Source organism: Agrobacterium sp. 33MFTa1.1, from assembly GCF_004328495.1.
GTDB lineage: Bacteria > Pseudomonadota > Alphaproteobacteria > Rhizobiales > Rhizobiaceae > Agrobacterium > Agrobacterium pusense.
The window spans coordinates 1867753-1880131 of the sequence record NZ_CP036359.1; the positions used below are offsets into that span (position 1 = coordinate 1867753).

General features: G+C 59.7%; 10 protein-coding genes and 1 pseudogene. 7 read left to right on the plus strand and 4 right to left on the minus strand.

Going from position 1 to position 12379, the window contains the following annotated elements:
• Positions 1-129 precede the first annotated feature (129 nt).
• From EYD00_RS22320 to ligD, 5 genes and pseudogenes are all read left to right on the plus strand, one after another.
• Positions 130-2469 carry a bifunctional diguanylate cyclase/phosphodiesterase gene (locus EYD00_RS22320; RefSeq protein WP_034497992.1) on the plus strand — a complete coding sequence of 780 codons (2340 nt, stop codon included), beginning with the start codon at positions 130-132 and terminating at the stop codon, positions 2467-2469.
• A 245-nt stretch (positions 2470-2714) separates the two neighbouring features.
• Positions 2715-3608, plus strand: coding sequence for an SDR family oxidoreductase (locus EYD00_RS22325; protein ID WP_004444761.1), 894 nt, complete (start codon positions 2715-2717; stop codon positions 3606-3608).
• A gap of 41 nt (positions 3609-3649) precedes the next feature.
• The gene (locus tag EYD00_RS22330) at positions 3650-3937 is read left to right on the plus strand and encodes a hypothetical protein (RefSeq protein ID WP_004444758.1); all 288 of its coding nucleotides are present in this window, start codon (positions 3650-3652) and stop codon (positions 3935-3937) included.
• Positions 3934-4761 (plus strand): non-homologous end joining protein Ku, encoded by an 828-nt coding sequence (gene ku / locus EYD00_RS22335; RefSeq protein ID WP_034497990.1) that lies wholly within the window; start codon positions 3934-3936, stop codon positions 4759-4761. Before EYD00_RS22330 ends, ku (EYD00_RS22335) begins: the two co-directional genes overlap by 4 nt.
• 64 nt (positions 4762-4825) lie before the next feature.
• Positions 4826-5755 (plus strand): annotated as a pseudogene (ligD, locus tag EYD00_RS22340) (non-homologous end-joining DNA ligase); the annotation flags it as partial.
• 9 nt (positions 5756-5764) lie between these two features.
• Here ligD and ku (EYD00_RS22345) read toward each other — a convergent pair.
• The 3 genes from ku (EYD00_RS22345) to EYD00_RS22355 form a co-directional block, all read right to left on the minus strand.
• Positions 5765-6556 carry a non-homologous end joining protein Ku gene (gene ku, locus EYD00_RS22345; RefSeq protein WP_004444750.1) on the minus strand — a complete coding sequence of 264 codons (792 nt, stop codon included), beginning with the start codon at positions 6554-6556 and terminating at the stop codon, positions 5765-5767.
• A gap of 87 nt (positions 6557-6643) precedes the next feature.
• Positions 6644-7648, minus strand: coding sequence for an inorganic phosphate transporter (locus EYD00_RS22350; RefSeq protein ID WP_034497988.1), 1005 nt, complete (start codon positions 7646-7648; stop codon positions 6644-6646).
• A complete protein-coding gene (locus EYD00_RS22355; protein WP_022563805.1) occupies positions 7648-8292 on the minus strand; it encodes a DUF47 domain-containing protein in 645 nt (214 codons plus the stop codon). The genes EYD00_RS22350 and EYD00_RS22355 overlap by 1 nt, the downstream gene beginning before the upstream one ends.
• Positions 8293-8406: 114 nt before the next feature.
• On the opposite strand from EYD00_RS22355, the gene EYD00_RS22360 reads away from it, so the two are divergent.
• On the plus strand, positions 8407-8949 hold the full coding sequence (locus EYD00_RS22360) for an NUDIX hydrolase (protein ID WP_034497986.1): 543 nt from the start codon (positions 8407-8409) through the stop codon (positions 8947-8949).
• Positions 8950-8968: 19 nt separating this feature from the next.
• On the opposite strand, the gene EYD00_RS22365 is transcribed toward EYD00_RS22360, so the two are convergent.
• Positions 8969-9877, minus strand: a complete 909-nt coding sequence (locus EYD00_RS22365) for a hydrogen peroxide-inducible genes activator (protein WP_034497985.1) — start codon at positions 9875-9877, stop codon at positions 8969-8971.
• A gap of 205 nt (positions 9878-10082) precedes the next feature.
• Here EYD00_RS22365 and katG point away from each other — a divergent pair, with 205 nt between their 5' ends.
• Entirely contained in the window at positions 10083-12254 is a 2172-nt protein-coding gene (gene katG / locus EYD00_RS22370; protein WP_034497983.1) for a catalase/peroxidase HPI, read from the plus strand.
• Positions 12255-12379 lie beyond the last annotated feature (125 nt).

Below are 12379 nucleotides of genomic sequence, written 5' to 3' on the forward strand. Positions count from 1 at the left end.
CCGGCCCGGACTCTACTCAGGATTCTTGTTGAGTAGAGGCAGATATCAATAGTTGCATTAGAGATTTATAAATAAACCACTTTCATAGTGCCATCGTGAGCGGTTCTTCAGAGGCTGGGAGAGTGCATCATGTTCACGGTGCTGGAATGCGTTGCCGTCCAACACGATCGGGAGATCGTGCTTCTTGCGGCATTGATCTGTCTGCTGGGAATGCTCGCCTTTTTTCACCTCTTGTTGCGCGCTGAGGAAAGTCCCTCCGGCCGAAAGCCCTATTGGGTCCTGGTTGCCGCCTTTGCGGCGGGGCTAAGCGTCTGGGCCACCCATTTTGTCGCCATGCTCGCCTATAAGGGCACTGTTCCCATCGGTTTCGATTTTTCCTTCACCGCTCTCTCGGCCGTTCTTGCCGTACTCGGCTTCTGGCTGGCGCTCAATGCCTGCACGCAGGCAATCTACGGCCCGGTGATTTCTGCCACCCTGCTGACGCTGTCCGTTGCCGTAATGCATTTCGTCGGAATGGCGGGAATAGATGTCGCCGCCACGGTCAGCTACGAATGGGGGGCTGTTCTTGGCGGTTTTGCCGTCGCCTGGGCGTTTTTTCTTCTGTCCTCCTGTCTGTTTCACCGCCTCGGCTCCTGGAAGCGCATCGTTTTTCCCGCCGCAGCGTCGATCCTTGCAATCTGCGCGCTGCATTTCACTGCGGTGTCGGCCACCGTTCTCTCACCCGATCCCTCCATTTCCGGACCAGACCCCGACAATCTCGGCCGGCTGATCATGATCGGCGCGGTTTCCGGCGTGACATTCCTGATCCTTTCCGCAACGGCGACTGCGGCGCTCGTGGACCGGTATCTCGTCGACCTCAAGGGTCTCGTCGACGCGACACTGGACGGCCTTGCGGTCGTGCGCGATGGCCGCATCGTCGAGCTGAATACGCGTTTCGCAGGCCTGCTGGGGCGCGATGAAACGTCGCTGGTCGGAAAGAATCCCGATGAACTTTTCCGGGCCGCGGATGGGCAACCCGTCTATGTACCCCGTAATGCGCCCGTAGAGGCCATACGTGAGCGCGCCGACCGCGCGCAGGTGTTCGAACTCGCCGTGCGCACCATCGAATACCGAGGTCGTCCCTGCGAGGTCATGGCCATTCGCGACCTGACGGAGAAGCGTGAGGCGCAGCGGGAGATCGAATATCTTGCCCGCCACGATGTGCTCACCGGCCTTTCCAATCGCACCATGTTCCAGACGCGGCTGCTTCAGCAGATCGAACATTGCGGCGAGGGCGACGAATTTGCGCTGCTGGCGCTCGATCTCGACCGCTTCAAGGCGGTCAACGATATATTCGGCCACGCCGAAGGCGACAGGGTTCTCAAGAAAGTCGCGGCGATTCTCGATGAATGCGCGAGATCTGGCGATGTGGTCGCCCGGCTCGGGGGTGATGAGTTCGTCATTCTGACCGCGCGGCATACCAAGGCGGAAGAAGCGCGCCTGCTTGCCGAGACGATCCTCGCCATGTTCGCCCTGAAAATGAATGCCGCCAATGATCCGACCGCCGTCGGTGTCAGCATCGGTATTGCCGTCTTTCCACGCGACGGAAAAGACGACGAAAGCATCCTGCATGCCGCCGATCTCGCGCTTTATCGGGCCAAGATGGGCGGCCGTGGCATATTGGCCTTTTATGACCCACTGATGGATCAGGAGGCGCGCGAGCGTCGCCAGCTCGAGACGGATCTGAGGCTGGCAATCAATCGTGATGAGCTCGTGCTGAATTACCAGCCGGTCCTTTCCGTCGAATGCGGTGAGGTCGTCGGTTATGAGGCGCTGGTGCGCTGGCAGCATCCCACAAGAGGCGTGGTGCCTCCGGACGTGTTCATCCCGATCGCCGAGGAAAGTGGGATCATCATCTCGCTCGGCGAATGGGTGCTGCGCGAGGCCTGCCGTCAGGCGAACACCTGGGCGCCGCATCTGAAAATCGCGGTCAATGTGTCGCCGCTGCAATTTTCCCTGGCCAATCTGGGCCATGTCGTCTGCACCATCCTGATGCAGACCGGCCTTTCGCCCAACCGGCTGGAACTGGAGATCACCGAAGCTGCCCTGCTGAAAGACCGAAAGGCGACGCTGACAATTCTGACCCAGCTCAAAGCGCTTGGCGTTGCCATTGTCATGGATGATTTCGGTACGGGTTATTCTTCGCTCAGCAACCTGCAGAGCTTCCCTTTCGACAAGATCAAGATCGATCGCAGCTTCATTGCCGCCATGAGCGATGACGACAATGCCCGTGCCATCGTGCGCGCGGTTATCGGCCTTGGCCGCAGCCTCGATCTGCCGGTAACGGCGGAAGGAATCGAAACCGATGCGCAATATCGCATGGTCGTCGATGAAGGATGCGCGCAGGCTCAGGGCTATCTCTTTGGCAAGCCGGATGTGGCGCCGGCACAGGCCGCGGGTACAACCACGCGGAAGAAATATACTGTTTGAGGAAGGCGCGGCAGCGCGTGGGGCGCGCTGCCGGCCATCTCCATGTCGGCCTCCACGCTCGGCCATTCATCCTCCCAGCCTGATTTCATGGAACGAGAGCCTGCGCAGATCGTTAGGATTGGGCGTGGCGCGCCGCGTTGTCCGTGCCCTTTCCGGCGCCGGACAGCCGCTCGGACAAAGCTGTCGGATCAGCTTTTCCCAGGCCGCGCGCAACGAATGGACACCTTTTATTGGGAGAGCCCGCAATGACAGACCGCCTCGAGCCCCAGGATCCGCGCAGCCAGTATCCGCGCCCGCCTTTTTCGACGCCGGAGCAAGAGATGCCCGGTCTGGTGACCAACATGACGCCCCTTCCGGACCATGGGGAGAAGAGCTACAGGGGCTCGGGAAAACTTGCCGGTCGCAAGGCGCTGATAACGGGCGGCGATTCCGGCATCGGCCGTGCGGTGGCGATCGCTTTCGCACGGGAAGGAGCGGATGTCGCTATCTCCTACCTTCCTGAAGAGGAATCCGACGCCGAGGAGGTGGTCGCGCTCATCGAGGCAGAGGGCCGTCTGGCGGTGGCGTTACCCGGCGACATTACCGATGAAGGGTGGTGTCGCGAACTGGTCGAAAAAGCGGCTGGCGATCTCAACGGCCTGGATATTCTGGTAATCAATGCCGCGAGACAGCAATATCGCGAGAATATCGAGGAACTGTCGACCGAAGATTTCGACCGCACAATGAAGACCAATCTCTATGCTCTTCATTGGATTGCGCAGGCCGCCGTTCCTCATCTCAAGCCAGGCGCTTCCGTTATCACCACGGCCTCGATACAGGCCTACGAGCCTTCTGCAATCCTGCTGGATTATGCGACCACAAAAGCGGGCATCGTGGCCTACACCAAAGCGCTCGCGAAGCAGCTGATAGACAAGGGTGTGCGCGCCAACGCTGTCGCACCGGGCCCGTTCTGGACGGCGCTGCAACCGAGCGGCGGCCAGCCCCCCGAAAAGGTGCGCAATTTTGGCAAGGATAGCGATTTTGGCCGCCCCGGCCAGCCGGTGGAGCTTGCGCCGGTCTATGTCCTGCTCGCATCGCAGGACGGCAGTTTTATCAATGGTGAGGTTTACGGCGTGACCGGCGGCAAGGGTATTGCCTGAGACAATGACTTTGGCGTCAGCTGGCTGTTCGAGGAGCAGACATGAAAAGGCACGAACGACGATCACAAACGGATGCAAAACCCTTCGATGTACGCGACCGGCTGATACTGGCCCTTTACGCGCAGCTGAAGGCGGAGAGGCAGACGAGAGAAGCCATGGAATGGGTCATTCGCAATGGCGGCCTTTCCCCTGAAGTGCTGGAGGCCATGGCCTCCGACCCTGTGCCGGTCCTTGCGGAAGCGGACGTTCCTGCCATCGAGCGCATTCTTGCCGCAGACCGGAATGGCGGCCGCTCGTCGCGTAACGACAATCACGGGCGGGCGTCATGACCAGGAGGGCAAGCTGGAAAGGCCATTTGGTCTTTGGTGATTTGAATTGTGAAATCGGTCTTTATTCCGCGCTCACCTCGTCGGAGAAAATCTCGTTCAACATCGTCAACCGCAAGACGGGGCACCGCGTGGAGCGGCAATATGTGGATAGTGATACCGGCGAGGCGGTCGAACGGGACGAGCAGGTCAAGGGCTACGAACGCGATAATGGCGATTACATCGTCATCGAGGGTGACGAAATCTCAAAGCTGATGCCGGAAAATGACAAGGTCATCCGCATCCGGCATTTCCTCCAGTGCGACGACATAGACAAGCTCTTCTTCGATAGGTCCTATTATCTAGCGCCGACACAGGAAGGTGGCGAGGAGGCGCTGACGCTTCTCGCCAGAGCGATGGAAGACGAAAATGTTGCTGCCCTCGGAGAGGCCGTGCTGTTCCGGCGTAACCGCGTGGTCCTCATCCGGCCGAGCGGCAGGGCGCTCGTCGCAACCACGCTGAACTTTGGTTACGAGGTTCGGGCAGAGAACACCGTCTTCAAATCCATCCCGGACATCGAGTTCGATGACGAAATGCTGGAACTTGCCGGTCATATCATCGAAACGCGGGCCGGCACCTTCGATCCCTCCGATTATAGCGACCGTTACAACGATGCCCTTGCGGAGCTGGTGAAAGCCAAGATTGAAGGCCGGGAAATCCGCAAGCGGGCGCCGCAGAAACATGACAATGTGATTGATCTCAAGGAGGCGCTTCGTCGCAGCGCAAGGGAAGACGCTGGAAAAAAAGCGAAGCCGTCAGGCCGCAAGACGTCGCGGAAAGCGAGCTGATCCATGGATTGCAGACCCATAACGCCAAAGGCAGCTTCGATAAGACCCTGAGCCCAAAAGGACGAAGGATAAGCCTGCTCAAGAAATTGAACGCGAGGAGAAGGCCGTGAACGACACCAGGCCGCCGCAGTCTGCCATCCAGTTCACTCACCCGGAGCGCCTCTACTGGCCGGATGACGGCGTGACGAAGGAAGGTCTTGCCGATTATTATGCCCAGGTCTGGAAGCAGATGGCGCCCTTCGTGGTCAACAGGCCGCTGGCGCTGCTGCGCTGCCCGGAGGGTATAGAAGGGCAGCGGTTTTTCCAGAAACACGCCTGGCGCGGCATCAACAAGGCCATAGAACAGATCAGGGATCCAAAGGACAAGGCCGGTGAGCCCCTGATCCGCATCACCGATTTTGACGGCATGATGGCGCTCGTGCAGTCTGCGGCGCTTGAAATCCACCCGTGGGGAGCGACCACCGCGAGCTGGGAAAAGCCGGATATGATCACCATGGATATAGATCCCGCCGAGGATGTCTCCTGGGAGGATGTGATAGAGGCGGCGCTCGAACTGAAGCGGCGTTTTGAAGCGGCGGGTCTGGCAGCTTTCGTCAAGACATCAGGCGGCAAGGGGCTTCATGTAGTTGCCCCGCTGAAGCCGCAGGCGGGCTGGACGGCGGTCAAGGCATTTGCCAAAGCCATGGCCGCAGAGATGTCGAAGGTCGAGCCGGACAGGTATCTCTCGGTCGCAACCAAGGCAAAACGCAAAGGCCGGATTTTCATCGACTATCTGCGCAACGGTCGCGGCAATACCGCGGTGGCGCCTTATTCGACCCGGGCGCGGCCGGGTGCGGCGGTCTCCGCCCCCCTCGAATGGTCCGAACTCACGGCCGATATCGGTCCTGCCCACTTCACGGTCAACAATATCGGGCCACGTCTTTTTGCACTGAAGAATGATCCCTGGGAGGGCTTTTTTGCCGCCGCGGAGGTTTTGCCGAAAAAGGCGCGCTAAGACCGCGTCTCAGCGCTTCTTTTCGGCCGCGATGCTTTTCTTCAAAGCGTCCATGATGTTGATGACGTTGCCGCCGGTTCGGGCCTTGGTGCCGGCCTTCTTGTTCGAGGCGGGCGCTTCATTGCCCTTGCTCTTGAGCAGCGACTTGATCTTTTTCTGAATCGGGTCCTGAACCAACGTCGGTTTCCACTCCGTCATCTGGCTGGAAATGCGTTTTTCCATGGCCTGCAGTAGCGGCTTTTCAAGTTTCATCTTCGGGTCGAGAGCGTCGATGCTTTCGCGCACCTCCTCGCCGTAGTGCAATGTCCACAGGATGATGCCCTTACCGGAAGGTTCCAGCAGCACGGCCCGTTCCCGCCGGTAGAGCACAAGCCGGGCAATGCCGAAAACGCCGTTTGCCGTCATGGCCTCGCGAATGACGCTGAAGGCTTCGGCGCCTATCTTGTCTTCCGGGCGAAGAAAGTGCGGTCGGTCGTACCAGATCCAGTCTATGGAGCCTTTTGGCACGAAGGTCTTGATATCGATGGTGCGGGTACTTTCGAGCGCTACGGCATCGATCTCGTCATCCTCGAGCAGCACATAATCGTCCTCGCCACGGGGAAAACCCTTCACCTGGTCTTTCGCCGCAACGGGGCGATGGGTGACGCTGTCGACATAACGGCTTTCGACGCGATTGCCGGTCTTGCGATTGAGAACGTGGAAGCGGTATTTGTTGCCTTCTGTCGTTGCAGGTGTCAGCGATACGGAGGCCGTCACCAGCGAGAGCTTCAGATAACCCTTCCAGAAAACCTGACGTGCCATTTCCCGCGATCCGCTTGCCCGTTGATCTCCCGGATCAAACCGCCACGGTGTGGTTTTTGTTCCGGGAGGGGCCGATGGGGCAGGGAGTCAGCCGAACAGCGACGTCAGCCAGTAAACGGAAGCGGAAATCAGTGCCGCGGCCGGCATGGTCACGATCCAGGCGATGACGATGTTGCCGGCCAGTCCCCAACGCACCGCGGAGACGCGCCGTGCGGCCCCGACGCCGACGATGGCACCGGTGATGGTATGCGTGGTGGAGACCGGGATGCCGAGCCACGTGGCGCCGAACAGTGTCAATGCGCCGCCGGTTTCAGCGCAGAAACCTTGCATCGGGTTGAGCCGCGTGATCTTTGAACCCATCGTATGCACGATGCGCCAGCCGCCGAACAAGGTGCCGAGCGCCATGGCAGACTGGCAGGAAATCACCACCCAGAAAGGCACGTAGAAACTCTCCCCGAGATGTCCCTGGCTGAACAGCAGCACGGCGATGATGCCCATGGTCTTCTGCGCGTCATTGCCGCCATGGCCCAGCGAATATAGCGAGGCGGAGATGAACTGCATGACGCGGAAGGTGCGATCGACTGCAAAGGGCGTCTGCCGCACGAAAAGCCACGATACCGCAAGCACCAGAAGCAGCGCGAGGAAAAAGCCGATAGCCGGTGACATGAAGATTGCGCCGACGGTCTTCAGCAGCCCCGACCAGACGATGGAATTGAAGCCGACCTTTGCCAGACCTGCGCCAACGAGGCCGCCGATCAAGGCGTGCGACGAACTGGAGGGGATGCCGAAAATCCAGGTGACGATGTTCCAGACGATCGCGCCGATCAGCGCCGCGAAAATCAGCTGCGGAGATACGATGGCCGGATCGATGATACCGGTCCCGAGCGTTTCCGCCACATGCAGGCCGAAGAAGAGGAAGGCTATGAAATTGAAGAAGGCCGCCCACGCAACGGCATATTGCGGCCGCAGCACCCGAGTGGAAACGATCGTGGCAATGGAATTTGCGGCGTCGTGAAGACCGTTCAGAAAATCGAAGAACAGTGCAATGGCGATGAGGCCGACAAGCAGCGGCAGTGCAAGTGCGACATCCATCAGACGTTCTCGATAACGATGCCGCTGATCTCGTTGGCCACATCCTCGAAGCGGTCAACCACCTTTTCGAGTTCGCCGTAGATCTCGCTGCCGATCATGTAGGCCATGGCATTGCCGGCGGCGCCATGGCGGCGGAACAGGTCTTTCAGTCCCTGGTCGTGCAGGTCGTCGGAGCGCCCCTCGACGCGGGTGATCTCTTCGGCGATCGATGACAGGCGCTGGGCATTGGTGCCGACCTTTTCGAGAAGCGGAATGGCCTCTGCGATCAGGCTAGCCGCGCGCACGATCTCATGGCCCATCTCCTTCATCAGCGGGTCGAATTCGCTCTGCTCGAAGAGACGGATGGTTTTGACCGTTTTGTGCATCATGTCGATGGCGTCATCCATGGACTGGATAAGGTCCTTGATATCGCCGCGGTCGAAAGGCGTAATGAAACTGCGTCGCACCGCAAGCAACACGTCGCGGGTGATGTCGTCCGCCTGATGTTCGAGGGCAACGATGAGATCGCAGTTCTTTTCGACATCGACGCCGCTCAACAGGCTGTCCAGGGCTTCGGCCGCTTTGATGACGGTTTCGGAATGTTTGCTGAACAGGTCGAAGAAACGATCCTCGCGCGGCATCAGTTTGCGGAAAAAGCTCATCATGCGAATTGGCCCTCAGTGGCGCTTTTAATGTTGTGGGGGGGTAATTGTCATAAAACTGTCATAAATGCACGCGGGGCATTGATGCAACCCGGAAAATCAGCACTATCAACGGATATGAAATCGACGAAAAAAAGCCGGAAATCCCGCCCGGCCCGCCCCCTGACATTGCTTCAGCAGCTTGCTGCGGTTCCGGAAAAGCTCTTCACAGGCGCTTTCCGGCAGCAATATGCTGCGCTGTGCTTTAGATATGGCGGGGGCGATGACAATGTCGAAATCCTGCTCGTTACCTCACGCACCAGCGGTCGCTGGATCATTCCGCGCGGCTGGCCGATGAAGCGCAAGAAGCCCCATGAGGCCGCTGCAATTGAGGCTTGGGAGGAGGCCGGTGTTCGTGGCCGGGTCAGAAAGGAAGCGGTCGGCCGCTATACCTATCTCAAGATGCTCGATGATGGCGAAGTCGTGCCCTGCGTCGTGGACGTGTTTCAGATCGAGGTGACGGGCGCGGAAACCAAATTCAAGGAGCGTGGCGAGCGCCTGGTGGAATGGGTTCGCCCGGACGAGGCCGCAAGAAGGGTCAGGGATATCGAGCTGAAATCGCTGCTGGTCGATTTCAAGCCAAAGGGCAAACGGAAGGGCCCGCAAGGCCGAAGTGCATGAAGACCTGAGATCGTAGCCATCAGGATGTGAGGCCGAGCTTCTGAAGACCACAGTCTCGGACGATCTCCGAAATATGAGCGAACTGCGCCGAAAGCGGGTTACTCTTCCGCCACACGATACCGATGGTGCGGGACGGTCGCGGTTCCGCCAGACGGAAGACCGAGACCGTGGACTGCCTTGTCTCCATGTCGACGGCCATTTGTGGAATGAGTGTGACGCCGATGCCGGCGCCGACCATTTGCACCAGGGTGGATAGTGAGCTGCCCTCCATCAGCACGCGGGGCGGCGCATTCGTGGTGCTGCAGAAGGATAGCGCCTGATTGCGGAAACAGTGGCCTTCCTCCAGAAGCAGCAGGCGCATTTCGCCGAGCTTGTCGGCGCTCGGCACCGGCATGCCCGCATCCTCCATCGGCCGCACCAGGATGAATTCCTCGGAAAATAGCGGGATTTCCTCCAGCGACGGTTCCGAGACGGGGAGGGCGACGATGGCCATGTCCAGCCGGGCCTCCAGAAGGTCCTCGATCAGTTTTTGCGTCACCGCCTCTCGCGGACGTGCTTCCAGCCCGGGGTAATGTCTCGTAAGCGTCTTGATGACCTGTGGCAGAAGATAGGGAGCGACGGTCGGAATGACGCCGATGCGCAGGCGGCCGCTGAGCGGGCCGTGCCGAGCCCGCGCCAGATCCTGCAGCTCATCGACCGATTGAAGGATCGCGCGGGTGCGCTCGGCAAACTCCTCGCCAAGAGTGGTCAACCTGATCTGCCGGCTGCCTCTTTCGACCAGCGGCGCACCGATCAGTTCTTCCAGCTCACGGATCTGGAGCGAAAGGGCGGGCTGTGAAATGGCGCAGGCCTCGGCAGCACGCCCGAAATGGCCGATTTTCGCCAAAGCGTCAAAATAGCGGAGATGTTTCATGGAGAGCGCAATCATAAGCTCAGCATATCGCAGCCTTTAGAATATACAATTGGAAATTATGGAACCCGCCTGTTAGTCATCATCATGACAGAAAGAGGCTGTAGCTGTGAAAGGCCGTCAGTGTCGCTGCGGTTGGCAGTAACCCGTTGCGAACGCTGATTCATACCGCTGCCCGTGTCGAACTTATTTTGTTTAATTGCTAAACCCATCGGAGGGCGAAATGGACGCAACTTCAAAACCGGCTGGCAAATGTCCCGTCATGCACGGAGGCAATACGGCTTCCGGCAAATCGGTGACCGACTGGTGGCCGAACGCGCTGAACCTCGATATTCTTCATCAGCACGACACCAAGACCAATCCGCTTGGCACCTCCTTCAACTATCGCGAAGCGCTGAAGACGCTTGATGTCGAGGCCCTCAAGGCCGATCTTCGGGCCCTGATGACCGACAGTCAGGACTGGTGGCCGGCCGACTGGGGCAGCTATGTGGGTATGATGGCCCGTGTCACCTGGCATGCCGCCGGCTCTTATCGCGTAACGGACGGCCGCGGCGGCGCCAACACCGGCAACCAGCGTTTTGCACCGCTGAATTCCTGGCCTGATAATGTCAACACCGACAAGGGCCGCCGCCTGCTGTGGCCAATCAAGAAGAAATACGGCAACAAGATTTCCTGGGCAGACCTAATCGCTCTCGCAGGCACCATTGCCTATGACGTTGCGGGCCTGAAGACCTTCGGCTTCGCCTTCGGCCGTGAAGACATATGGGCTCCGGAAAAGGACACCTATTGGGGCGATGAAAAGGAATGGCTGGCGCCGAGCGACGGTCGTTACGGCGACGTGACAAAGCCGGAAACGCTGGAAAACCCGCTTGCCGCCGTGCAGATGGGTCTCATTTACGTCAATCCGGAAGGCGTGAACGGCAAATCCGATCCGCTGGCGACGGCGGCGCAGATGCGCGAGACCTTCGCGCGCATGGGCATGAACGACGAGGAAACCGTGGCGCTCACCGCCGGCGGCCACACGATCGGCAAGTCGCACGGCAACGGCAGCGCGGCCAATCTCAGCCCCGATCCGGAAGCCGCAGGCCCGGAATATCAGGGCCTTGGCTGGATCAACACCAAGGGCCGCGGCATCGGTCGTGATACCGTCGTCTCGGGTATCGAAGGCGCGTGGACGAGCCATCCGACCAAGTGGGACAATGGCTTCTTCGACATGCTGTTCAAGCATGAGTGGACCTTGACGCACAGCCCCGCCGGTGCATCGCAATGGGCGCCGATCACCATTGCCGAAGAAGACAAGCCTGTTGACGTCGAGGATGCCTCGATCCGCACCATCCCGATGATGACGGATGCGGACATGGCACTGAAGGTCGATCCGATCTACCGTGAGATTTCGCTGAAGTTCAAGGACGATCAGGATCATTTCTCGGAAGTCTTCGCCCGCGCATGGTTCAAGCTGACGCACCGTGACATGGGGCCGAAATCCCGGTATTTCGGGCCGGACGTTCCCGCAGAAGACCTGATCTGGCAGGACCCGGTGCCTGAAGGCTCCACGAGCTACAATGTGGCTGCCGTACAGGCCAAGATCGCCGCTTCGGGTCTTCCGGTCGCAGATCTGGTTGCCACCGCCTGGGACAGTGCCCGCACCTTCCGCGGTTCGGACAAGCGCGGCGGCGCCAATGGTGCACGTATCCGTCTTGCACCGCAGAAGGATTGGGAAGGCAACGAGCCCGCCCGTCTTTCCCATGTGCTTTCGGTTCTCGAGCCGATTGCCCGTGAAACCGGTGCGAGCATCGCGGATGTCATCGTTCTGGCCGGCAATTACGGCGTGGAACAGGCCGCGAAAGCGGCCGGCTTCGATATCGCCGTGCCGTTTGCACCGGGCCGCGGCGACGCTTCCGCCGAGCAGACGGATGCTGACAGCTTCGCTCCGCTAGAGCCGCTGGCGGATGGTTTCCGCAACTGGATCAAGAAGGACTATGTTGTCAGCCCCGAAGAACTGCTGCTGGACCGCGCCCAGCTTCTCGGCCTGACTGCGCCGGAACTGACAGTGCTGATCGGCGGCCTGCGCGTCATCGGCGCCAATTATGGCGGTGCGGCACATGGCGTGTTCACTGACAAGCCCGGCGCCCTGACGACCGACTTCTTCACGACGCTGACGGATATGGCCTTTTCCTGGGTCCCGACCGGCAACAATCTCTATGAGATTCGTGACCGCAGGACTGGCGTGGCACGATACTCCGCCACTCGTGTCGATCTCGTGATCGGCTCGAACTCGATCCTGCGTGCCTATGCGGAAGTCTACGCACAGGACGACAACAGGGAAAAATTCGTCCGCGACTTCATCGCCGCCTGGACGAAGGTGATGAACGCGGACCGTTTCGATCTTCTGTAACGAGCCTGTTTGCCACTAAGAAGCGCCTCCCTGAGTGATCGGGGAGGCGCTTTTGTTTTCGACTTCTCGTAGATCGGCTTGGCGCCCTCACACGCGTTGCGCAAATGTGCTGGACGCGGCGGCGG